23 protein-coding genes are annotated in these 22,750 nt (G+C 71.8%); 12 read left to right on the forward strand and 11 right to left on the reverse strand.

The genetic code is table 11. The annotated features are described in order from the left end of the window. Window position 1: 1 nt before the first annotated feature. The 3 genes from I3F54_RS23595 to I3F54_RS23605 are packed head-to-tail and all read right to left on the reverse strand — an operon-like array spanning window position 2 to window position 2,267. Window positions 2-883 carry an ABC transporter ATP-binding protein gene (locus I3F54_RS23595; protein ID WP_240120857.1) on the reverse strand — a complete coding sequence of 294 codons (882 nt, stop codon included), beginning with the start codon at window positions 881-883 and terminating at the stop codon, window positions 2-4. After that, window positions 880-1,728 (reverse strand): zf-HC2 domain-containing protein, encoded by an 849-nt coding sequence (locus I3F54_RS23600; RefSeq protein WP_240120858.1) that lies wholly within the window; start codon window positions 1,726-1,728, stop codon window positions 880-882. The genes I3F54_RS23595 and I3F54_RS23600 overlap by 4 nt, the downstream gene beginning before the upstream one ends. Continuing rightward, the gene (locus I3F54_RS23605) at window positions 1,725-2,267 is read right to left on the reverse strand and encodes an RNA polymerase sigma factor (protein ID WP_240120859.1); all 543 of its coding nucleotides are present in this window, start codon (window positions 2,265-2,267) and stop codon (window positions 1,725-1,727) included. The genes I3F54_RS23600 and I3F54_RS23605 overlap by 4 nt, the downstream gene beginning before the upstream one ends. 446 nt (window positions 2,268-2,713) lie before the next feature. On the opposite strand from I3F54_RS23605, the gene I3F54_RS23610 reads away from it, so the two are divergent. From I3F54_RS23610 to pstB, 7 genes are all read left to right on the forward strand, one after another. Next, entirely contained in the window at window positions 2,714-5,056 is a 2,343-nt protein-coding gene (locus tag I3F54_RS23610) for an RNA degradosome polyphosphate kinase (protein ID WP_240120860.1), read from the forward strand. Beyond that, window positions 5,037-6,236, forward strand: coding sequence for a CHAD domain-containing protein (locus tag I3F54_RS23615; protein WP_240120861.1), 1,200 nt, complete (start codon window positions 5,037-5,039; stop codon window positions 6,234-6,236). Before I3F54_RS23610 ends, I3F54_RS23615 begins: the two co-directional genes overlap by 20 nt. A 116-nt stretch (window positions 6,237-6,352) precedes the next feature. Further along, window positions 6,353-6,775, forward strand: coding sequence for an NUDIX hydrolase (locus I3F54_RS23620; protein WP_240120862.1), 423 nt, complete (start codon window positions 6,353-6,355; stop codon window positions 6,773-6,775). A 593-nt stretch (window positions 6,776-7,368) separates the two neighbouring features. Beyond that, complete coding sequence (gene pstS / locus I3F54_RS23625) at window positions 7,369-8,502, forward strand: phosphate ABC transporter substrate-binding protein PstS (protein ID WP_240120863.1); 1,134 nt, start codon at window positions 7,369-7,371, stop codon at window positions 8,500-8,502. A 128-nt stretch (window positions 8,503-8,630) separates the two neighbouring features. Beyond that, a complete protein-coding gene (gene pstC / locus I3F54_RS23630; protein WP_240120864.1) occupies window positions 8,631-9,638 on the forward strand; it encodes a phosphate ABC transporter permease subunit PstC in 1,008 nt (335 codons plus the stop codon). After that, entirely contained in the window at window positions 9,635-10,693 is a 1,059-nt protein-coding gene (gene pstA / locus I3F54_RS23635) for a phosphate ABC transporter permease PstA (RefSeq protein WP_240120865.1), read from the forward strand. Before pstC ends, pstA begins: the two co-directional genes overlap by 4 nt. A 68-nt stretch (window positions 10,694-10,761) precedes the next feature. Beyond that, window positions 10,762-11,538, forward strand: coding sequence for a phosphate ABC transporter ATP-binding protein PstB (gene pstB / locus I3F54_RS23640; RefSeq protein WP_240120866.1), 777 nt, complete (start codon window positions 10,762-10,764; stop codon window positions 11,536-11,538). A 410-nt stretch (window positions 11,539-11,948) separates the two neighbouring features. Here the strand turns inward: pstB and I3F54_RS23645 are convergent, their stop codons facing one another. Both I3F54_RS23645 and I3F54_RS23650 read right to left on the reverse strand, forming a co-directional pair. Continuing rightward, window positions 11,949-12,947: an inorganic phosphate transporter gene (locus tag I3F54_RS23645; RefSeq protein ID WP_240120867.1), complete on the reverse strand. Its 999-nt coding sequence runs from the start codon at window positions 12,945-12,947 to the stop codon at window positions 11,949-11,951. Window positions 12,948-12,955: 8 nt separating this feature from the next. Continuing rightward, a complete protein-coding gene (locus tag I3F54_RS23650) occupies window positions 12,956-13,576 on the reverse strand; it encodes a DUF47 domain-containing protein (protein ID WP_031154207.1) in 621 nt (206 codons plus the stop codon). Window positions 13,577-13,780: 204 nt separating this feature from the next. Between I3F54_RS23650 and I3F54_RS23655 the strand changes: the two genes are divergently transcribed. Next, window positions 13,781-14,149: a metal-sensitive transcriptional regulator gene (locus tag I3F54_RS23655; RefSeq protein WP_240120868.1), complete on the forward strand. Its 369-nt coding sequence runs from the start codon at window positions 13,781-13,783 to the stop codon at window positions 14,147-14,149. Between the two features lie 3 nt (window positions 14,150-14,152). Here the strand turns inward: I3F54_RS23655 and I3F54_RS23660 are convergent, their stop codons facing one another. Next, entirely contained in the window at window positions 14,153-14,332 is a 180-nt protein-coding gene (locus tag I3F54_RS23660) for a hypothetical protein (protein ID WP_240120869.1), read from the reverse strand. Between the two features lie 134 nt (window positions 14,333-14,466). Then, on the reverse strand, window positions 14,467-15,306 hold the full coding sequence (locus I3F54_RS23665) for a hypothetical protein (RefSeq protein WP_240120870.1): 840 nt from the start codon (window positions 15,304-15,306) through the stop codon (window positions 14,467-14,469). Between the two features lie 105 nt (window positions 15,307-15,411). Between I3F54_RS23665 and I3F54_RS23670 the strand changes: the two genes are divergently transcribed. Further along, entirely contained in the window at window positions 15,412-15,600 is a 189-nt protein-coding gene (locus tag I3F54_RS23670) for a hypothetical protein (RefSeq protein WP_240120887.1), read from the forward strand. Between the two features lie 277 nt (window positions 15,601-15,877). Next, the gene (locus I3F54_RS23675; RefSeq protein ID WP_240120871.1) at window positions 15,878-17,449 is read left to right on the forward strand and encodes an FAD-binding oxidoreductase; all 1,572 of its coding nucleotides are present in this window, start codon (window positions 15,878-15,880) and stop codon (window positions 17,447-17,449) included. A 60-nt stretch (window positions 17,450-17,509) separates the two neighbouring features. Here I3F54_RS23675 and I3F54_RS23680 read toward each other — a convergent pair whose 3' ends face one another. The 4 genes from I3F54_RS23680 to I3F54_RS23695 form a co-directional block, all read right to left on the reverse strand. Further along, window positions 17,510-18,217 carry a phosphatase PAP2 family protein gene (locus I3F54_RS23680; protein WP_240120872.1) on the reverse strand — a complete coding sequence of 236 codons (708 nt, stop codon included), beginning with the start codon at window positions 18,215-18,217 and terminating at the stop codon, window positions 17,510-17,512. Window positions 18,218-18,412: 195 nt separating this feature from the next. Further along, a complete protein-coding gene (locus I3F54_RS23685; RefSeq protein ID WP_240120873.1) occupies window positions 18,413-19,420 on the reverse strand; it encodes a bifunctional lytic transglycosylase/C40 family peptidase in 1,008 nt (335 codons plus the stop codon). Between the two features lie 87 nt (window positions 19,421-19,507). Next, window positions 19,508-20,272, reverse strand: a complete 765-nt coding sequence (locus tag I3F54_RS23690) for a serine protease (protein WP_240120874.1) — start codon at window positions 20,270-20,272, stop codon at window positions 19,508-19,510. Window positions 20,273-20,458: 186 nt separating this feature from the next. Further along, the gene (locus I3F54_RS23695) at window positions 20,459-21,403 is read right to left on the reverse strand and encodes an oxidoreductase (protein ID WP_240120875.1); all 945 of its coding nucleotides are present in this window, start codon (window positions 21,401-21,403) and stop codon (window positions 20,459-20,461) included. Between the two features lie 53 nt (window positions 21,404-21,456). Here I3F54_RS23695 and I3F54_RS23700 point away from each other — a divergent pair, with 53 nt between their 5' ends. Together I3F54_RS23700 and I3F54_RS23705 are read left to right on the forward strand one after the other, a co-directional pair. After that, entirely contained in the window at window positions 21,457-22,059 is a 603-nt protein-coding gene (locus I3F54_RS23700) for a TetR/AcrR family transcriptional regulator (protein ID WP_240120876.1), read from the forward strand. A gap of 375 nt (window positions 22,060-22,434) precedes the next feature. Then, window positions 22,435-22,743 carry a hypothetical protein gene (locus I3F54_RS23705; protein ID WP_014673544.1) on the forward strand — a complete coding sequence of 103 codons (309 nt, stop codon included), beginning with the start codon at window positions 22,435-22,437 and terminating at the stop codon, window positions 22,741-22,743. The last annotated feature ends 7 nt before the right edge of the window (window positions 22,744-22,750 follow it).

Here is a 22,750-nt window from a genome sequence, read left to right on the forward strand (position 1 = left end):
CTCACGCCGCGGCCTCCCCCTGCTGTGTGCCGTCGGCAGCGTCCGGGTCGTCGAGGGTGAGCAGGTAGCCGTCCTCCAGGGCGGGGTCGAGGAGATCGGCGCCCTTCGGGGGGTCGCCGACGTTGCGGAAGGTTCCGGTGCCGGTGCGCCAGCCGGCGCGTGCGCCCGGGTCCCGTGCGGCGCTGCTCCACACCCGGCCGGCCGCCCGCGCGGTCAGCTCGGCCGGGGTCCCCTCGAAGCGGACCCGGCCGCGGGCCAGGACGATCACCCGGTGGCAGAGCATCGCCACGTCCTCGGTCTGGTGGGTGGAGAGCAGCACCGTGCGGCCCTCGCCCGCCTGGGCGATCAGCTCGCGGACACGCACCCGCTGCTCGGGGTCGAGGCCGACGGTGGGCTCGTCCAGGACGAGGAAGCCGGGATCTCCGACGAGCGCGGCGGCCAGGGCGACCCGCTGCCGCATGCCGCCGGACAGCCGCTTCAGACGCCGGCCGCGCACGTCGGACAGGTCCACGGCGTCGAGGACCCGCCGCACCTCGCGATGGCGGGCGGTGCGGTCGGTCTGCTCCTTGAGGATCGCCACGTAGTCGACGAACTCGAACGCCGAGAAGTCCGGGTGGAAGCCGGGGTTCTGCGGCAGGTAGCCGAGGGCGCGCCGGAGGTTCTGCCGGCCGGCCGCGCTGCCGGGGGCATGCCCGAGGACGGTGAAGGAGCCCCGGTCGGCGGGCACGGCGGTGGCGAGGACCCGCAGCAGGGTGGTCTTGCCGGCGCCGTTGGGCCCGAGCAGACCGGTCACCCCGGGGCGCAGGCTCAGGGAGACCTCGTCGAGGGCTCGGGTGCCGCCGTAGCGGAGGGTCAGCCCGGAGGCGGAGACGGTGACGGTCATGCGGCGCTCCCGTGGGTGAAGCCGGCGAACGGTGTGTGGGCGGAGGTGGAGTCGAAGCGTTCGCGGAGCCGGATCAGCAGCCAGACGGCCACGGCGGCGACCAGTGCGGCCACGAGCTGTCCGGCCGCGGTGAACGGCGCGGGCGTGCCGTGGGCCCGCACCCGGGCGATCAGCAGCAGTGCCGTCCAGACCACGCCGACCAGCGCGGGGCCCAGGACCGGGCCGAGGCGGGGGGTGAGCGCGAGCCCGGTCGCGGTGAGGGCGAGCGCGGGCAGCAGCCAGGCCAGAGCCCGCAGCCCGTAGGCCGGCAGGGCGAGCGTGGCCAGGCCGTTGAGGACGAGGCCCGCGCTGAGGACGGCGACGGTGCGCAGCATCAGCAGCCGGAAGCCGTGCAGCGGGGCGACGACGGCCATCTCGTACGTCGGGTCGAGGACGGGGCCGTAGGACAGCGCCACCCCGGCCAGCGGCAGCAGCGGGGCCAGGCCGAGGAAGAGACCCGGGTTGTCCGCGAGGCGGACCATGAGCACGGTCGTCGTCAGCACGAACACCACCGCCAGCAGCCACGACCGGCGCAGGACCGGGGTGGCCGCCAGCAGCCGCGCGGAGTGGTCGGAGATCCCGCACCGCACCAGCAACCCCTCGAACACACCGCGCCGGGGCGCGTCCAGCTCGGCGTCCAGCCGCTCCCAGCCGGTGTCCAGCGCGACCGGGTCGCTCAGGTCCGCCAGAAGGGCGCGGCAGTCCGCGCAGGCGGTGAGGTGGGTGTCGGCCGACCACAGCAGCGGCGGCGCGAGGTCACTCCGTACGTACGCGCGCAGGTCCTCTTCTGCCACGTGCCACGTCATGCCAGCGCCTCCCGCAGTTGCTTGCGGGCCCGGTGCGCCCGCGTCTTGACCGTGCCGGGCGGGATGCCGAGGACGACGGCCGCCTCCCGGGTGCTGAGCCCGTCGATGACGGTTGCCTGGAGAACGGCACGGAGTTCGGGCGACAGCCCTATGAGGGCGCCGGCGAGGTCCCCGTGCTCCACCCCCGCGAGCACGCGTTCCTCCGCCGACGCCTCGTCCCGGTGCCGCAGCCGCGCCAGCGCCTGCCGCAGCCGGCCGCGGGCGCCGTCGCCGCGCAGCGCGTCGACCAGCCGGCGCGAGCCGATGCGCCACAGCCAGCCGGCCACGTCGCCCTCCTCGCGATAGCGGGCGCTGCCCCGCCACACCTGGAGGAACGTCTCCTGTACGACGTCGTCGACTATCCCGGCGTCGGCACAGCGGCTGCGCATGCGCGCAGCGAGCCACGGCGCGTACCGCCGGTACAGCTCCTCGAAGGCGTGACGGTCCCCGTCTGCCGCGATGGCCCGCAGCAGCTCCCCGTCGCTTCTCGTTTCGCTCACATCTCCTCATCGGACGGGACCCGCCGATCGGTTCACGCATCCGCCGACGAATTCCCCGCCCCTGTCCCGCTCCCCGCCCGGTACGCCTTCCCGGGGTCCGGGACGTCCGGCAACCCATGATGAGCGTCCCGTCCGGCGGGCCAGGCGCCTCCGGCGTAGCCGAGATCCGCCGGAAGGGCCGGGCAGCCCGGCGCACCTGCCCGTCCGTCCGGACCGAGCCCCGGCCCGGACGTCCCGCCCGGCATCCGTTCAGCGCCGCGCGGCCCGCCTGGTCACCCTCCGTGCACCGCTCCGCGAACCCGGCCCGTCCCCCCTCCCCCACCGGGCCCGAGCGGTCCCGCCCGCTGCCTCCGGCCCCGGCTCCCGTGCCTCCGGAGCCGCTCCCCGCTATCCGTACGTCATGTCTCCGTAACCATCGATTCAGACGAGCTTGCGACGCTCGGCCAATGAAGCCCGCCGTGCCAGAGCCTTCGCCGCCCCCCGAGGGGACCGCCGCCGCGCTCCCGCCCGCACGTTCCGACGCGCCTGTATCGCTGCTGGCGCGGAAGAATGGGTTCATGAGTCAGTCAGACACCCAGGCACAGGTCCAGCACCCGCAGCCCTCCGTGGGCTCCATCGCCGCGCACCGCCCGCACATCGCCGCGGGGGCGGTCTCCGACCTGGAACCGGACATCGACGCCGACCTCGACGCCTACGAGGAGTCTCAGGCCGACGGCGCGCCGTTGCCACAGGGGCGTTTCCTGGACCGGGAGCGCAGCTGGCTCGCCTTCAACGAGCGCGTCCTGGAACTCGCCGAGGACCCGAACACGCCCCTCCTGGAGCGCGCCAACTTCCTGGCGATCTTCGCCAGCAATCTGGACGAGTTCTTCATGGTCCGCGTGGCAGGTCTGAAGCGGCGCATAGCCACCGGTGTCGCCACGCGCTCCGCGTCCGGGCTCCAGCCGCGCGAGGTGCTGGAGATGATCTGGGCGCGCTCGCGCGAGCTGATGGCCCGGCACGCCGCGTGCTTCCACGAGGACGTGGCGCCCGCCCTCGCGGAGGAGGGCATCCACCTGGTCCGCTGGAACGAGCTGGCCGAGAAGGAGCAGGCCCGCCTGTTCACGCTCTTCCGGCACCAGATCTTCCCGGTCCTCACCCCGCTCGCGGTCGACCCCGCGCACCCCTTCCCCTACATCTCCGGTCTCTCGCTCAACCTCGCCGTCGTCGTACGCAACCCGGTCAGCGGACACAAGCACTTCGCGCGGGTGAAGGTGCCGCCGCTGCTGTCGCGCTTCCTGGAGGCCTCCCCGGGCCGGTACGTCCCCATCGAGGACGTCATCGCCGCGCACCTGGAGGAGCTGTTCCCGGGCATGGAGGTGCTGGAGCACCACGCCTTCCGCCTCACCCGGAACGAGGACCTGGAGGTCGAGGAGGACGACGCCGAGAACCTGCTCCAGGCCCTGGAGAAGGAGCTCATGCGGCGCCGCTTCGGACCGCCGGTGCGCCTGGAGGTCGAGGAGTCCATCGACCGCGAGGTGCTGGACCTGCTGGTCCGCGAGCTGAAGATCTCCGAGGCCGAGGTGTACCCGCTGCCCGGCCCGCTGGACCTCACGGGCCTCTTCCGCATCCACAGCCTCGACCGGCCGGAGCTGAAGTACCCGAAGTTCGTCGCCGGCACCAACCGCGATCTCGCCGAGGTCGAGTCGGCGTCCGCGCCCGACATCTTCGCGGCGCTGCGCCAGCGGGACGTGCTGCTGCACCACCCCTACGACTCCTTCTCCACCTCCGTGCAGGCCTTCCTGGAGCAGGCCGCCGGGGACCCGGACGTGCTGGCCATCAAGCAGACCCTGTACCGCACCTCCGGCGACTCACCGATAGTCGACGCCCTCATCGACGCCGCGGAGGCCGGCAAGCAGGTCCTGGTGCTGGTCGAGATCAAGGCCCGCTTCGACGAGCACGCCAACATCAAGTGGGCGCGCAAGCTGGAGGAGTCCGGCTGCCACGTCGTCTACGGCCTGGTGGGCCTGAAGACCCACTGCAAGCTGTCCCTCGTCGTGCGCCAGGAGGGCGAGACACTCAGGCGCTACAGCCACGTCGGCACCGGCAACTACCACCCCAAGACGGCGCGCCTGTACGAGGACCTCGGCCTGCTGACGGCCGACCCGCAGGTCGGCGCCGACCTGTCCGACCTGTTCAACCGCCTGTCGGGTTACTCGCGCCGGGAGACCTACCGCCGCCTGCTGGTGGCGCCCAAGTCGCTGCGCGACGGTCTGGTCTCGCGGGTCAACAAGGAGATACAGCACCACCGCGCCGGGCGTCCCGCCTACATCCGCATCAAGGTCAACTCGATGGTCGACGAGGCCGTCATCGACGCCCTGTACCGGGCGTCCCAGGCGGGTGTGCCGGTCGACGTGTGGGTACGCGGCATCTGCGCGCTGCGCCCGGGCGTGGCGGGCCTGTCGGAGAACATCCGGGTCCGCTCCGTCCTCGGCCGCTTCCTGGAGCACTCGCGGGTGTTCGCCTTCGGGAACGGCGGCGAGCCCGAGGTGTGGATCGGCAGCGCCGACATGATGCACCGCAACCTGGACCGCCGTATCGAGGCGCTGGTCCGGGTCGTCGACCCCGCCCACCGGGCCGCCCTCAACCGGCTGCTGGAGACCGGCATGGCCGACACCACCGTGTCCTGGCACCTCGGCCCGGACGGCGAGTGGACCCGGCACTCGACCGACGCGGACGGACAGCCCCTGCGCAACGTCCAGGAGATGCTCATAGACGCCCGGAGGCGCCGGCGTGGCAATGCGACACCATGACCTGACGGACCCCGGGGCCGGGACGTCCCCCGCGCTCCCGGCATCGCCCGGGCAGGAAGGCGCCCCCACCGGAACAGCCCTCGCGGAGTACCTCCGGGCACAGGCCACGGAGTTCCTCCGCGCTCTGCGCCTGCACCGGGAGACCGGCGGTACGGCGGCGGCCTCCGGTACGCAGGGGTCCGCCGACGCGGCACGTGCCCTGCGCCGCTCGGCCCGCCGGATCAGCGGCAGCCTGCACACCTACCGCCCCCTCCTCGACCCGGACTGGTCCGAGGAGATCCGCCCCGAGCTGGCGTGGCTGTCGGGGACGCTGGCCCTGGAGCACGCGTACCAGGCCCGCCTGGAGCGGCTCCTGGGCGCCCTCCAGCGGCTGTCCGGGGCGGCGGTGGTACCGGTGCAGGCGGGCGCGCCGGGGACGGGCGCGCCCGTCCCGCCGCGTGCCGCCGACGCGGACCGGGCGGGCGGTGGTGGTACCGCGACACGCGCACACCCGGGCGCCGGAGAGGCGCCCGGCGGCGCCACGGCCCCCATCCGCCCGGCTGCCACGACGGAACGCGGGAACCTCACCGTCGGCGCGGCGAAGGCGGGCGCGCTGCTCGATCGCCAGCTCACGCTCGCCCGGACCCGGGCCCACTCCACGGCGCTCCAGGCCCTGGGCAGCAGCCGCTTCCACGCCGTCGCGGACAAGGTGGCCTTACTCGCCAGCGAGGTCCCCCTCACCTCCGCCGCGGCCACCACCGAGCTGCGCCCCCACGCCGCCGCGGCCGAGGAACGGCTCACGGACGCCGTGGCCGCGCTGCCCCTGGTCACCGCCGGCCACCCCTACAACGCGGAAGCACTGATCCACGGTCTGTCACCGGATCCCTCCCCGCATCCGCAGGACGCGCCCTGGCACCAGGTACGGCTGCTGCTGCGCCTGCACCGGTACGCCGGGGAGGTGCTCGCCGGCGGCGACGGGACGGTGGACGTGCGGCTGCTCCAGGCCGGCCAGGCGCTCGACCGGCACCGCGACGCCTCGGAGGCCGCGGCGGCTGCGGCGCAGGCGGCCCGCACGCCGCGGATCGCCCCGGCGACGGCGTACGCGCTCGGTGTGCTCCATGCCGACCAGCGGCATGAGGTGGAGGCGGCGCGGTACGCGTTCCAGCAGTGCTGGCGGAGGGAAGCGGTGGGCACCGCCTGAGGCGGGCACCCTCGGGTGGTGCGGTGGCCGCCACGAACGGCGGCGGTGAGGCGATACGCGAGCGCAGGCGGAACGACCAGGTCGAGCGACCGGACCGAGGAGGCGGTGAGCGCCCGGTGAGCACTCCCGAGGACAGCACGGTGCAGGCGGCGGGCTGCGTTCTGTGGCGCCGCTCCCCGGTGGGCGACGGGCTGGAGATCTGCCTCGTCCACCGGCCCAAGTACGACGACTGGTCGCATCCCAAGGGCAAGCTGAAGCGCGAGGAGGACCCGCTCGCCGGCGCCCTGCGCGAGGTGGCGGAGGAGACCGGCCACCGGGCCGTGCCGGGCCACGAACTGCTGACCCTGCACTACACCGCGAACGGCCGTCCCAAGCGGGTGCGGTACTGGGCGGCCGAGGCCGCGGGGGGCGGTTTCACGCCCAACACGGAGGTGGACCGGCTCCTCTGGCTGCCGCCGGTGGCCGCCCGGAACCGGCTCACCCAGCCGAGGGACCGCGACCTGGTGGACGCGCTGCTGGACGCGCTGCGCACGACGTAGTGCCGCGCACGGGAAGGTTCGCCCCGTCGCGACGCCCGGCACACACGCACACCTGAACCGGGCGTCGCGCGACGGGCGCCGTTCCTGCGACAGGCCCCAGTGGCTCGACGGACGTACCCGATGGACATATCGGACAAGCCGTGATCGCATGGCACCCGAACGAAGCCCACACCCCGACCACGGCCCCGACCGCGATCCCGACCCCCCACCGCCGTAACCCCGCCGCAACCCCACAGCACCCCGCCGCGCCCAGCCGCACCCCGCCCCGCGGCACCCCGGCCACGGCCGCACCCGGCGCGGACCCCGCCCGTACCGCACGCCCCGCGAGGCGGCCGCACCGCAGCCGCATCACGGCCGTGCGCCGAACAGAGCCCGGAACCCCGCCGTGTCCTCGGCGTAAGCCTTCCGTGACCTAACCGCACCGTCCACAGGGGTTCACCCGCCGTTCATTTACGTCCACAGGCGGCTTCACCTGATCTGCCTAATTTCGGCCTTACCCGGTGCGGACCGCGGTCTCGAGGACGCGCCCGCATGACCAAAGACTTCGCACGCCGCCGAATTCAGGACGGCGGCTCCCGGAAGGACGTTCCTCAGTGAAGCTTCAGCGCATGAACCGGCGGGCCCTCGCCCTCGGCGCACTTGCCGTCTCCGGCGCCCTGGCCCTCACGGCGTGCGGCTCGGACGACACGGGCGACAAGAACAGCAGCGGCAGCAGCAGCAGCGGCGCCGCCAGCGCTCCGGCCAGCAACATCAAGTGCGACGACGCGAAGGGCCAGCTTCAGGTCGCCGGCTCCTCGGCGCAGAAGAACGCCATCGACGCCTGGGTGAAGCAGTACACGGCCGCCTGCAACGGCGTGCAGATCAACTACAACGCCAACGGCTCCGGCGCCGGCATCACGAACTTCCTGCAGGGCCAGACCGCCTTCGCCGGTTCGGACTCCGCGCTGAAGCCCGACGAGATCACCGAGTCGAAGAAGGTCTGCTCCGGCGGCCAGGCCATCGACCTGCCCATGGTCGGCGGCCCGATCGCGGTCGGCTACAACGTGCCGGGCGTGGACACCCTCGTCCTCGACGCCAAGACGCTCTCCAAGATCTTCAACAGCGAGATCTCCAACTGGAACGACAAGGCCATCGCGGCGCTGAACCCCGGCGTCAAGCTGCCCGACCTGAAGATCCAGGCGTTCCACCGCTCGGACGAGTCCGGCACCACCGACAACTTCACCAAGTACCTCAAGGCCGCCGGCGACTGGCAGTACGAGCCCGGCAAGAGCTGGAAGGCCAAGGGCGGCCAGTCCGCGCAGGGCTCCTCCGGCCTGGCCCAGCAGGTGAAGCAGACCGAGGGCGCCATCTCCTACTTCGAGCTGTCCTACGTCGCCGACGGCATGAAGGCCGTGGAGATCAAGACCGCCGCCGCCGAGCCGGTCGCGGCGACCACCGAGAACGCCTCCAAGGCGATCGGCGCCGCCAAGATCGTCGGCACCGGCGACGACCTCGCCCTCCAGCTGGACTACAACCCGTCCACCCCGGGCGCGTACCCGATCAGCCTGGTCACGTACGAGATCGTCTGCGACAAGGGCAACAAGGCCGACACCCTGCCGGCCGTGAAGTCCTTCCTCACCTACATCGCCAGCGAGGACGGCCAGAGCATCCTCTCCGACGCCGGCTACGCCCCGCTCGCGGGCGACATCGCCACCAAGGTCCGCGAGGCCATCGCGAACCTGAGCTGACCTGAGCGTGCGGTCCGGATCCGCCACCCGGGTCCGGACCGCACCATCCGGTGCACCGCCGCCAGGGGCCGCCACCCGGCCCCGCCCGAGCCGCCCACCACGAGCGGCTCCGCAGACCGGAGAACCTCATGGACATATCGACGCACACCAAAACAGCACCTCCGCCCAGTCCACGGCCCGGCCAGTCCGACCAGAAGCGCAGCGTTCGCGGCGCCACCCGACCCGGTGACCGGATCTTCCTCGGTCTGTCCCGCGGCTCGGGCATTCTGCTTCTGCTGATCATGGCCTCGATCGCGGTCTTCCTGACCTACCGGTCCTTCAAGGTCCTCCCGGACAACACGGGCAACTTCTTCACCACCTTCGAGTGGAACACCAACGTCACCCCGCCGGACTTCGGCATCGCGGTCCTGGTCTTCGGCACAATCGTTTCCTCGATCATCGCCATGGCCCTCGCGGTCCCGGTGGCCGTCGGTATCGCCCTCTTCCTGACGCACTACGCGCCCCGCCGCCTCAGCGGCCCCATCGCGTACGTCATCGACCTCCTCGCCGCCGTGCCGTCGATCGTCTACGGCCTGTGGGGCGCCCTCATCCTCGTCCCGAACCTGGACGGCCTCTACGGCTGGCTCGACGACTACCTCGGCTGGACCGGCATCTTCGACTGGCAGGGCGGCGCCCCGCGCTCCCTGCTCACCGTCGGCATCCTGCTCGCGATCATGATCCTGCCGATCATCACCAACGTGAGCCGCGAGGTCTTCCGCCAGGTGCCCCGGATGCACGAGGAGGCCGCGCTCGCCCTCGGCGCCACCCGCTGGGAAGTCGTCCGCATGTCGGTGCTCCCCTTCGGCCGCTCCGGCGTGATCTCCGCCTCGATGCTGGGCCTCGGCCGCGCACTCGGCGAGACCATCGCGGTGGCCACCGTGCTCTCCCCGACCTTCGAGATCAAGGCCAGCCTGCTCGACCCGGGCGGCGGCACCTTCGCCCAGAACATCGCCAGCAAGTTCGGCGAGGCGACCGAGCAGGGGCGTGACGCGCTGATCGCCTCCGGTCTCGTCCTGTTCGTCATCACCCTTCTGGTCAACGGTGCGGCCCGCCTGATCATCGCCCGCCGTGCCGAGTACTCGGGGGCCAACGCATGAGCACCACCCTCACGAGCAAGCACCGGAGCACGCTGCGCGGCGGCCACCTGCCCAAGTGGTCCCCCTTGGCGATCATCGCCGGCAGCGTCGCGGTCGGCCTCGGTACCAGCGCGGCCGCCGGACTGCACAGCTCCATCCAGTGGGCCCTGATCGCCGCGGTCGTCTTCGTCGTCGCGACCTACGGGATCGCCGCGAGGGTCGAGGGCCGCCGGCAGGCCAGGGACCGCATCGCGACCAGTCTCATCTGGGTCGCCTTCCTCCTCGCCGTGATCCCGCTGGCCTCCCTGGTGTGGGAGACCGTCAAGCGCGGCGTGAAGGTCTTCGACGTCTACTTCCTGACCCACTCCATGGGCGTGGTCGCCGACACCGAGCCCGGCGGCGGCATCTACCACGCGATCATCGGCACGCTGGAGCAGGTCGGCCTCGCCAGCCTGATCTCCGTGCCGATCGGCGTGCTCACCGCGATCTACCTGGTCGAGTACGGCAAGGGCAGGCTCGCCAAAGCCATCACCTTCTTCGTCGACGTCATGACGGGCATCCCGTCGATCGTCGCCGGTCTGTTCATCCTCAGCTTCTGGATCCTCATCCTCGACATGGGCTACTCCGGCTTCGCCGGTTCGCTGGCCCTGTCGATCCTGATGATGCCGGTCGTGGTCCGTTCCACCGAGGAGATGCTCAAGCTCGTACCGAACGAGCTGCGCGAGGCCTCCCTCGCGCTCGGCGTACCGAAGTGGCGCACCATCCTCAAGGTGGTCCTGCCGACCTCCATCGGCGGCATCACCACGGGCGTGATGCTCGCGGTCGCGCGCATCACCGGCGAGACCGCTCCGATGCTGCTGCTGGTCTGGGGCACGAACTTCATCAACAACAACCCCTTCGAGGACCCGCAGGCCTCGCTGCCGCTGTACATCTACCAGCAGTACGCGAACAGCTCGGGCGCCAACGCGGCGTACGACCGTGCGTGGGCGGCGGCACTCGCCCTGATCGCCTTCGTGATGATCCTCAACCTGGTGGCCCGCGGCATCGCCCGTTGGAAGGCCCCGAGCCAACACTGAGCGGCTACCGCCGCGGGGCCGGTCGCTGACGGCGACCCCCACAGCGACTGTTTGGAAGTGAAGAAGCAATGGCGAAGCGAATCGACGTCAGCGGACTGTCCGCCTACTACGGCTCCCACAAGGCGATCGACGACATCTCGATGACCATCGAGCCGCGCACGGTGACCGCGTTCATCGGCCCCTCCGGCTGCGGCAAGTCGACGTTCCTGCGCACCCTCAACCGCATGCACGAGGTCACCCCCGGCGGCCGGGTCGAGGGCAAGGTGCTGCTCGACGACGAGGACCTGTACGGCGCCGGCGTGGACCCGGTCTCCGTCCGCCGCGAGGTCGGCATGGTCTTCCAGCGCCCGAACCCCTTCCCCACCATGTCGATCTTCGACAACGTGGCGGCGGGCCTGCGCCTGAACGGCAACTACCGCAAGAGCGAGCTGAACGACATCGTCGAGAAGTCGCTCCAGGGCGCCAACCTCTGGAACGAGGTCAAGGACCGCCTGAACAAGCCGGGCTCCGGTCTCTCCGGCGGCCAGCAGCAGCGCCTGTGCATCGCGCGGGCGATCGCCGTGCAGCCGAAGGTCCTGCTGATGGACGAGCCCTGCTCGGCCCTGGACCCGATCTCCACCCTCGCCATCGAGGACCTGATCGGTGAGCTGAAGGAGCGCTTCACGATCGTCATCGTGACGCACAACATGCAGCAGGCGGCCCGTGTCTCGGACCGCACCGCGTTCTTCAACCTCGCCGCCGTCGGTCAGCCCGGCAAGCTGATCGAGATCGACGACACGGAGCGGATCTTCTCCAACCCGTCGGTCCAGGCGACCGAGGACTACATCTCCGGCCGCTTCGGCTGATCCGGCCGCCGGCGCGGACGGCGCCGGCCCCGGACGAAGCCGGTGAAGACCCCTCGCGGTGCTGCATGGCGGTGCCACCGCGGGGACGCAGAAGGGCCCGCCCCCTGGCTCCCAGGGGGCGGGCCCCTGCATCGTCGGGCCGAAACGACCGCACCGGTCACGGTGTGCGGAACGGCCGGGACGACGCCACCGGCCGAAACGATCCTCCCTGCGGCAGGGCCGGGGAGGCTGAAGCTCCTGCGGCGGGGCGCCAGCGCAGGGACCGCGGGGTTCCCGGTGCCGTGGTGGACGAGGTCCGCGCGCCGGTGGACCCCACCGGTCCGGCGTGCGGCACCGCTGCCTGCCGGGCGGCCCCGGCCAGGGAGCCGTCGCGCGTCGTGCGGCAGGCTCCGCCCTCGCACCACCGGCCCCTAGAGGAATGCCAGGTTCACCACGCCGAAGGCGCCGGCCGCCACGAGTGCCGCCGCCGGCATGGTGATGAACCAGCCCATGACGATGTTCTTGGCCACGCCCCAGCGCACGGCGTTCAGCCGCTTCGTCGCCCCGACGCCCATGATCGCGGAGGTGATCACGTGGGTCGTGGAGATCGGCGCCTTGAAGATGTAGGCGGTGGCGAACATGATCGACGCGCCCGTCGCCTCGGCGGCGAACCCCTGCGGCGGGTCGAGCTCGATGATCTTGCGGCCCAGGGTGCGCATGATGCGCCAGCCGCCCGCGTACGTGCCGAGCGACATCATCACGGCACAGGCGATCTTCACCCAGACCGGAATCGGGTCGTCGACACCCTGCACATCGGCGATGACCAGTGCCATCACCACGACACCCATGGTCTTCTGGGCGTCCTGGAGGCCGTGCCCGAGCGCCATCCCGGCGGCCGACACGGTCTGGGCGATGCGGAAGCCGCGCTTGGCCTTGTGCGGATTGGTCCGCCGGAAGATCCACATGATCGCGCACATGACGAGGTAGCCGACGATCAGGCCGACCACCGGGGAGACCACCATGGGGATGATGACCTTGTCGATGACCCCGGACCAGATAACCTGCGTGCCGCCGGCGAGCGCCGCGCCGACCAGGCCTCCGAACAGAGCGTGGGAGGAGGACGAGGGAAGGCCGAAGTACCAGGTGATCAGGTTCCACAGGATCGCCCCGAGGAGGGCGGCGAAGAGGATGCCCATCCCCTTCGATCCCTCGGGTGTCTGAATCAGGCCGCTGCTCACCGTGTGGGCGACCCCGGAGCCCAGGAAGGCACCGGCCAGATTCATGACGGCGGCCATCGCCAGCGCCGCCCGCGGGGTCAGCGCCCGCGTGGAGACGGAGGTGGCGATGGCGTTGGCGGAGTCGTGGAAACCGTTGGTGTACGTGAAGAAGAGCGCGACCGTGATGGTCACGACCAGGGCGAAGGTGTCCATGGTGCCGCTCAGGACTCCTTGACCGCGATGGTCTCCACCGTGTTGGCCACGTGCTCGAAGGCGTCGGCGGCCTCCTCCAGCACATCCACGATCTGCTTCAGCTTGAGGACCTCGATGGCGTCGTACTTGCCGTTGAAGAGGTGGGCGAGCAGCTTGCGGTGGATCTGGTCGGCCTGGTTCTCCAGCCGGTTGACCTCGATCCAGTACTCGGTGAGGTTGTCCATGGTCCGCAGGTGCGGCATGGCCTCGGCGGTGAGCTCCGCAGCCCGCGCCAGCACCTCGATCTGCTGCTCGACGCCCTTGGGCAGTTCCTCGACGTTGTAGAGGACGACCAGGTCGACGGCCTCCTCCATGAAGTCCATGATGTCGTCGAGGGACGATGCGAGGGAGTAGATGTCCTCGCGGTCGAACGGCGTGATGAACGAGGAGTTCAGCTGGTGGAAGATCGCGTGCGTGGCATCGTCGCCTGCGTGTTCCGCGGCCCGCATACGCTCTGCGATCTCGGCCCGGGCGGAGGTGTCCGCCCCGAGCAGTTCCATCAGGAGCTTCGAGCCGGTGACGATGTTGTCCGCGGATGCGGCGAACATGTCATAGAAGCTCGTCTCCCTGGGGGTCAGACGAAAGCGCACGTGGGGTCCTCGGGATGCATCGGTTTTCGGTCAGGCTGATGCTAGGCGCATCATCCGGCCTCGGCTATCGGGCCGTTCCCCAGTGTCGCCCATGGGGCAGAGTGTTCGGCACGGGGGCTGCGACCCCTTCTTACCGGTGAACTTCGCTACTATATACCCGCCAGGGGTATATGCCCGTTTTTCCCTTACACCGTGGAGGACGCGATGACGACCACCGGGGCCGGCGCAGGTGCGCCCTCCGCCGCCGCGGAAGCGGTCGGCACGAACGTGGTGACCGACCACGACCGCGGCGTGCACGGATACCACGAGCAGAAGGACGAGCACCTCAAGCGGCTGCGGCGCATCGAGGGCCAGATCCGGGGGCTGCAGCGGATGGTCGACGAGGACGTCTACTGCATCGACATACTCACCCAGGTCTCCGCCTCCACCAAGGCCCTGCAGTCCTTCGCCCTGCAACTGCTGGAGGAGCACCTGCGCCACTGCGTCGCCGACGCGGCCCTCAAGGGCGGCGACGAGATCGACGCCAAGGTGGAAGAGGCGACCAAGGCGATCGCCCGCCTGCTGCGGACCTGACGCTCAGCGCCCGGGATCGCGTTCCCGTTCCTCGGCGACCCTCAGCACCTCGTCGATGCTCGCCAGGCTGAGCCGGTCCTCGTCCGCGGCCGAGGCCGCGATGATCAGCTCTCCGCACAGCTCGATCTCGGCGAGGGCCACGTGGTCCTGAACCGCCGTACCGCCGACCGGAGCCACATGCATCACCTCATCTCTGCCGTTACCGGCTTCCTAGAGTAGGGAGCGACCGGTGCGCCGCGCATGGCACGGAAGGGCTAGTCCTGGCCACGCACCCGGCCACCCGGCCGCCGCGCCGCCCCGGTCCGGCGCCCGGCCGCTCACTCGGCGATCTTCCCGGCGTAGATGTCCTCGCTCTTCGGCAACCGTACGTCGGCCGGGGCGCCGAAGTCGTACAGCAGCGTCGTCGAGGCGACGGCCACGGCGTCCTTCCGCTGCCCGTTGACGAAACTGAACCGGTGACGGACCTTGCGGATGCGTCCCGCGTCGTCGAGGTACACGTCGAACGGCACGACCGCGGTGGCGAACCCTTTCGCCGCGGCCCGCAACGGCCCCCTGCCCGCCTCGGACGCCCGCGTCGCCGCCTCCCCGAGATCGGCGGTGCCGCGGTAGTGCCGCACCTCGGCCCCCGCCACCTCGGTGCGGCCGAGGTACGTCGCCGACCGCGCCCCGCGCAGCAACTCCGCGGCGGCGTACGGGTCGGTGGCCCCGCCGGTGACCAGGTTCCCGTCGGACAGCCCGGCGGTCTCCACCCGCACCCACTTGTCCGCGGGCACCCCGGCGCCCCGGTTCTTCATGAACAGCGCCCCGGGGGCCAGGAGTTCGGTGATGGGGCGGTGCTCGCTGCTCCCCGCCGGATCCTGCGGCAGCACCACGGTGAGCCGGCCCATCTGCCGGCGGTAGTCGTACACGCCCGCCCCGCGGATGGTCACCCGGGTCCCCCCGGTGGCCATCTCCATGGACGTCCGGGCCTTCGAACTGCCCGCCTCCACCAGCCGGTCGGCGGCTGCCCGGAGCGTCTGCACCGGATCCCCACCGGCGCGCGCGTCGCCCGCGACGGCATCGCGCCCGGAACACCCGCCGGCACACAGGCATGCCGCCACCCCGACGGCGACGCCCGCATCCCTCAGCCGCCGTTGCCGCCACCGCTGCTCAGCCATCGCCTGCCCACCACCGGTACGTCCGCCACTGGACCCCTGTCGTCCGGTTAACGACGGGTAAGTGCCCCCGTCACGCAGGGGGCTTCCCGCGCTACCGTTGACCCTGTGACCGAGCAGGACGACCCCGTCGCCCCCGATCAGGACCACCACACGACCACCATGGAAAAGGGCCGGTTCTGCCTGGCCCACTGCACCTGCGGCTGGCACGGCCCCGCCCGCCGCGCGCGCAGCCTGGCGCGGGCCGACGCGGAGGACCACGCGGGCGCGGTGACCGGGGGCCACCCGCAGCGCTAGCGTCCGCGACCCCGCCGGCCGGGACCGAACCCCCGGCACCCCCGGACCCGACCCGAGAGCCCGGCCGGCGACCCGGCGGTCACAGGGCCCGGCCGCCGCCGGCCCCCTGCCGCCCCCGTGCCCGCCCGCAGCCCCCGCGTCCCCTCACCGCCCCCGCCGCCCCGGATCGCACACCCCCGCCGGATCGCGCCTCCCGGCACCGGTCCACCCTGGAACCCCCGTCCCCCCACATCCCGTCCCCCTCCACAGAAGCCCAGGGGCAGGAAGAGGCCAGCACATGGACCGGCGCACCTTCATGGGCGGCACGGCAGCCGCCCTCACCACACTCACGACCACCACCGCCTGCACACCCACCGCGACCGGCAGCACCGGCAGCACAGGGACCGGCACGAGCAGGGCACCCGGCTCCCCGTCGCCGGGCGGGACCACCTCCTCCCCCGGCCCCGCCGCCTGGACCGCGCTGGCCGGCGACCTCGACGGCACCCTGGTCCGGCCCGGCGACGCCGACTGGCAGTCCGCCCGCCAGTTGTACAACACCCGCTTCGACTCCCTGAGGCCCGCCGCCGTCGCCTACGTCGCCCACGCCGACGACATCCGCACCACCCTCACCCACGCCCGCGCCCACGGTGTCGCCGTCTCGATCCGCAACGGCGGCCACTCCTACGCCGGCTGGTCCTCCGGCGACGGCCGCCTGGTCATCGACGTCTCCCGGCTCGACACCGTCCGCGCCTCCGGCGCCACGGCCGTCGTCGGCGCCGGGGCCAAGCTCATCGACGTCTACCGCGCGCTGGCCGCGAAGGGCGCGACGATCCCCGCCGGCTCCTGTCCGACCGTGGGCGTCTCCGGGCTCGCCCTCGGCGGGGGCCACGGCGTGGTGTCCCGGGCCTACGGCCTGACCTGCGACAGCCTGACCGGGGCGACGCTGGTCACGGCGGACGGCACCCGGCTCACCGCCGACGCCACCGACCACACGGACCTGTTCTGGGCACTGCGCGGCGCGGGCAACGGCAACTTCGGCGTCGTCACGGAACTGCGCTTCCGCACCCATCCCGCGCCGCAGGCCGTCACCGCCTACCTGTCCTGGCCCTGGTCCAGGGCGGCCGCCGTGCTGGAGGCCTGGCAGGAGTGGGGCCCGTCCCAGCCGGACGAGATCTGGTCGGCACTGCACCTGGCGAACTACACCGCGGGCACTCCCACGGTCACCGTCTCCGCCTTCTCCCTCGGCACGTACGGCGAACTCCAGAACGCCGTCGACCGCCTCGCCTCCCGCGTCGGCGCGAACGCGGCCAGCGTCTCGCTGCGTCGGCGCTCCTACGAGGAGGCCATGGAGATCTACGCCGGCTGCTCGGCCTTCACCGACGACGACCAGTGCCACCTGCCGGGCCCGACGCCGGGCCGCTCCCCGCAGGGGGCCCTGCACCGGGAGACGTACACGGGCCGCTCCGACCTCTTCGACCGCTCGGTTCCGGCCACCGGGGTCCGGGCCCTGCTGGCGCAGGTGAAGAACGTCCGCGGCGGATCGGGCACCGTGATGCTCACCGCCCTCGGCGGTGAGGTGAACCGCGTCCCGCCGACGGCGACGGCCTTCGTCCACCGCCGCTCGCGGATGCTGGCCCAGTACATCGCCTCCTGGCACGCGGGCACGGACGGTACGGCGGCCCGGTCCTGGCTGACGGCGGCGCACGACGCGATGCGCCCGTACGCCTCCGGCGCGGCCTACCAGAACTACACGGATCCCACGCTGAAGGACTGGCGCACGGCCTACTACGGCGCGGCGGCGACCCGTCTGACGCAGGTGAAGAGGCAGTACGACCCGGACCGCGTCTTCAGCTACCCGCAGGCCCTGTAGGCGGGACGCGGGCCCCGCGGCGGCCGGCCACGACCGGTCGGCCGGCACCGGCACGGGCCGTCAGGCGGCGAGATCGCGCTCCTCGGTCTCCACGACCTGCTCGCCGCGCGTGCCGGGGACGGCGCCCCCGCGCGTCCCCGCCGCCGACCGGCTGCGCACCACCCATCCCGCCCGAGGCGACCGCTCCGCGGCCTTCAGCACCGGGGTGAGCAGGGCCATGGCGAGGGGCGACAGCAGCAGGGCGACAGCCGTACCGAGGGCGAAGCCGCCGACGACGTCGGTCGGGTAGTGCACACCCATGTAGACCCGGCAGAAGCCCTCCAGCAGTGCGATCCCTATCCCGACGAGCCCGAACCTGCGGTGGGCGACGAAGAGGGCGACGCCCATCGCCATGGTGATGGTGGCGTGGTCGCTGACGAACGAGTAGTCGGTCTTGCCGGAGACGAGGACGTCCAGACCCTGATGGTCCAGGAAGGGCCGGGGCCGTTCCACGAAGCCGCGGATGGGGACGTTGACGAGCACGGCGATCGCGGCGGCGAGCGGCGCCCAGACGAGCGCGGCCACGGAGGACACGGCGTCCTCGGCGCCGCGGCGCCGCACGGTCCGCCAGCACCACAGCACGAGCAGCACCATGGCGAGCAGCAGCCCGTACTCGCCGACGTACGCCATGACCGTGTCGAACCAGCGGGGTGCGTCCTTGGCGAGGCCGTTGACGTCGTAGAGCAGGTCGACGTCGGGGTTCGCCCCGGATTCGGCGAGTCCAGCCATGGTGCCGCGGCCCCTTACGTCGTTCTCCCGGACGCACCGGCCGTGCGCCGCCTGTGCCCACCCCCGTGGATCACCGGTCGTCAACAGGAACGCACGGCCCCCGTGAATACGTTCCGCCCTCCACTGAATGATCACGCAGACGTTATCGAAGAGAGATCCATCACCGCAGCTCAGGGGGTGGGACCCCAGGCGGCGTCAGACAGTCGTGGGGAGCGCTTTCGCGCCATCCTCGGTGACCCGGGTGGCCCCGAAGTAGTCCGGCGTGTCGATCGGGTCGAACCGGATGACGGCCCCCGGCCGCGGCGCGTCGATCATGTATCCGCCGCCCACGTAGATCCCCACGTGCCGGATGGCGCGGGAGTCGGTGAGGTCGTCGGAGAAGAACACCAGGTCCCCGGGCAGCAACTCCTCCCGCCCCGGGTGCGGTCCGGCGTTGTACTGGTCGTTGGCGACACGGGGCAGGGTGATCCCGACGGTGTCGTAGGCGGCCTTGGTGAGCCCCGAGCAGTCGAACCGTCCGTCCTGGCCGGGTGTGCCGTCGCCGCCCCAGAGGTAGGGGGTGCCGAGCTTCTTCTGCGCGAAGTAGATGGCGCCCGCGGCCTGCTTCGACGGATCGACCCGCTTCACCGGGGCGGCGAAGGAGTCCTGGAGCGTCGTGATGACCCGGACGTAGTTCTGAGTCTCCTTGTACGGTGGCACTCCCCCGTACTTGATGACGGCGTACGCTCCCGCGTTGTACGCGGCGAGCATGTTCTTCGTCGTGTCGCCCGGCACATCCCTGACGTAGGAGGCGAGTTCGCAGTCGTACGACGCGGCCGACGGGATCGCGTCGTTCGGGTCCCACACGTCGCGGTCGCCGTCCCCGTCGCCGTCGATGCCGTGCGTGGCCCACGTCCCCGGGATGAACTGCGCTATCCCCTCGGCCTTCGCCGGGCTCTTGGCCCGCGGGTTGAACCCGCTCTCCTGGTACAGCTGCGCGGCGAGCAGCGCCGGGTTGAGCGCCGGACACAGGTTGCCCCACTTCTGCACCAGCGTCTGGTAGGCGGCGGGCACGGCCCCCTTGGCCAGCGCCTTGCCGACGCCGCCGAGGCCCCCCAGCATCGTCCCGGCGACGATGTACACGCCGGCGACGAGCACCATGACGAACCCGAGGGTGGCGGCCACAGCGGCGGTCGCCCCGATCCACACCTTCCGCACCGTCAACCGCCCCTCACCGCCCGGGAGTACGCCGAGGTCAGTGTAGAGGCGAGCCGCGCGGCGCGGGCGCCTTGACGCACCGCCGGAACCTGCTCAGGGCGCGGAGACCGCCTCCCCGTACAGCCGCGCCGCCTCGGTCCCGAGGGCGACGCTGTAGGAGACGTCGTCGGTGTTCCCGCCCCGCTCGTGCCCACCGAGGACGCCGACGACCTTCCCGTCCCCGTTCACCCAGGGGCTGCCGCTCGTCCCCCCGCTGAAGCCCGGACACTCGATGCGCTGCTGCGTACGGCCCTGTGCGGTCGGTTTGTTCGTGCAGGTGACCGGTGTCTCACCGTCGCTCGGATACCCGGTGACCGTGACGGCGGTGGCGCCGGTGACCGTCCCGGTGGCGAACCGCTCCGCGCCGACGACGTCCTCGATCCCGTCCCCCGCCCGATCGGGTTCGAGGACGGCGAAGGCGACGTCGCTGTCCTCGTCCTGCCGCTCGGCCCACCCCTCGGGCAGCACCCGCCGGGCCACCTTCCAGACGCCGTGCGGGGCCTGCCCGTCGCGGTACCCGGGGGCGAACAGCAGCTCCCCGGCGCCGTCGAGGCAGTGGGCGGCGGTGAGGACGAGATCGCGCCGCGGGCTGTGCACGACCGAGGCGGTGCAGAAGTGCCCCCCGACGACGTCGTCCCCGTCGCGGAACAGCACCCCGACCCGGTCGCTGCGCTCGCTCACCACCGCCCCGGCGGTCACCCCGAGGGGACCCGTGCCGGCGTCGGCGACCGCGAGGGACGAGGAGGTGACGACCGGCAGCACGAGCGCGGCGAACAGCGCGAGGCGCCGGGGGCCCGGGGAACGGGATTCTCTGTCCATCGGGAACCACTGTGACCGACGAACCTGAGAGAAACACCGGAACCGCTCACCCGCGCCGCCGGCCCGGGCATCCCGAGCCGCGTGCACCGCTGCCCTCGCGCGTGCTCCCCGGCCGACGCCGGCCCCCGGCCGGACGACCCGCGCCCGCCGCGGACCTGCGTCCTGACCGAAGAGCCTCCGACCGGCTCAGCCAGGCGTCCCGGGCGAACGGCCCGCTGCGCCCGTCTCGGCGGGAAAGCCCACTCCCGTCAGCTTCTCCGACACCGCCCACAGCCGCCGCGCCACCGCCGGGTCGCTCGCGGCTCGGGAGCGACCGACCAGCGTGGGCGCCCCGCGCAACTCCCCGAACCCGTCGGGCCCCACGTAGCTCGCCCCCGGCACGTCCTCCACCGCCGCGTACAGCGTCGGCAGTGCGCCCGCCCGGTCCGACTGCGCGATCAGGCGGTTGCCGGCCTGCATCAGCACCCGCAGCACGGGGTTCCCGGCGTGGCTCTGGAGGTTCGTGGCCGCGTATCCCGGATGGGCCGCCACCGCGCGCACCGGCGACCCGGACTCCGTCAGCCGGCGCTGGAGTTCCAGCGTGAAGAGCAGGTTCGCCAGCTTGGACTGGGCGTAGGCACGCTGCGGGTCGTAGTCGGCGGCCATGTCGAGGTCGTCGAAGTGGACCGCCGCGCCGCGCCAACGGTGCGCTCCGGAGGCGACCGTCACCACACGGTCCGTCACGTGCGGCAGCAGCAGATTGGTGAGCGCGAAGTGTCCCAGGTGGTTGGTCCCGAACTGCAGCTCGAAGCCGTCCCGCGTCCGCTGCTGCGGCACCATCATCACACCTGCGTTGTTGATCAGCACGTCCAGTGGACCGTCCCAGCCGGCGGCGAAGTCCCGCACCGACGCCAGGTCCGCCAGGTCGAGCCGCCGCACCTCCGTGCTGCCGCCGGCCTGTGCCGCGGCGGCCCTGCCGCGCCCCTCGTCCCGTACGGCGAGGACGACGTGCGCCCCCGCCCGGGCCAGCTCCCGGGCCGCCACCAGGCCGATCCCGCTGTTCGCGCCGGTCACCACCGCCGTGCGACCGGACAGGTCGGGCAGCGAGGCCGCCGTCCACGTGCTCGTCGAGTCCTTCTTCTGATCCGCCATCCCCTCAATGTAGGCAACGCCAACAATGATGTCAACGACAACATCGCGTTACGATGGTGCCCATGCCCGCAAGCCGCCCCTACCACCACGGAGACCTGCGCGCCGCCCTGCTCAAGAGCGCCGAGCGCACCCTCCGCGACAAGGGCGCCGCCGCACTCTCCCTGCGGGAACTCGCCCGCGACATCGGCGTCAGCCACGCCGCGCCCGGCCGGCACTTCAAGGACAAGCAAGCCCTGCTGGACGCCCTGGCCCTGGCCGGATACGAGCGGCTGCTCCGCGATCTAGCCGCCGCCGACGCCACCGACCGGCCCATCGACGAGCGCATGGGCGCGCTCGCCCGCACCTATCTCGGGTTCGCCATCGACAACCCCGCGCTCCTGGAACTGATGTTCGCGCGCAAGCACGAGCCCGACAGCTCCGACCGGCTCGCCGCCGCCGTCGAGGAGTCCTTCGACTCCCTCACCCGCATCGTCGCCGACGCCCAGGCGCGCGGCGAGATCGTCGCGGGCGACCCCGAACGGATCATGATGGTCATCGCCGCCGGCATGCACGGACTCGCCGCCCTCGTCGCCGGCTGCGCCCTCACACCCGAGGAAGCCCTCGCCGGCCTCGACGAGCAGGTCCACCACCTGCTGTACGGCCTCAGGCCCCGCTGAACCGAGAGCGCACCACACACCCCGCGCCGTGGGAACATCGCGACGGCCCCTCACCCGACCCGCCGTCAAGAACACGGCGTGTTCGTAGAAGTGGGTCAACGACGGAACCACACGACAGGTTCCGCTCCGTCCTCGTTGCCCGGCGTGACCTGCCGTGATACACAGAGTGACGATACGACCACTCGTATACCGCTCCTCACCGGCAGACCGGTCCCGGTGAGGAGCGGTGAGGTGGTGTTGGCAAGCTGTTCGTGCGAATCCCGCCAATCAATGACGCCAAGTCGACATACGACGGCGAGATTGTCGGCGACAATGAGGCTGACCTCTGCACTCCGCAGGGGACTGTGGAACTACCCAACAGGGGCGGTGACTTACATGCTCTTTGCGGCCGACAAGGGAGACATCAACACCATCATCGGCGGGATCGCTCCGGACTGGGGCCCGTTCGGCAGCCTGGGCAACGAGGCCAAGGTGATGATCGAGGTGGTGATGGCCGTCGCCATCCTCCTCTGCCTCGGCATCGCCGTCTGGGGCGCCGCGAAGCAGCGGATCGGCGCCACGGCCCTGAGGGACACCTTCAGCGCGGAGCAGGGCAAGGGGCTCATCATCGCCGGACTGACCGGCGTCTTCATCATCGGCTCGCTGGGCACGCTGTTCACCATCGTGTACGGCATGGCCGTGTAACCCCTCC

The organism is Streptomyces sp. MUM 2J (assembly GCF_022414535.1).
GTDB lineage: Bacteria > Actinomycetota > Actinomycetes > Streptomycetales > Streptomycetaceae > Streptomyces.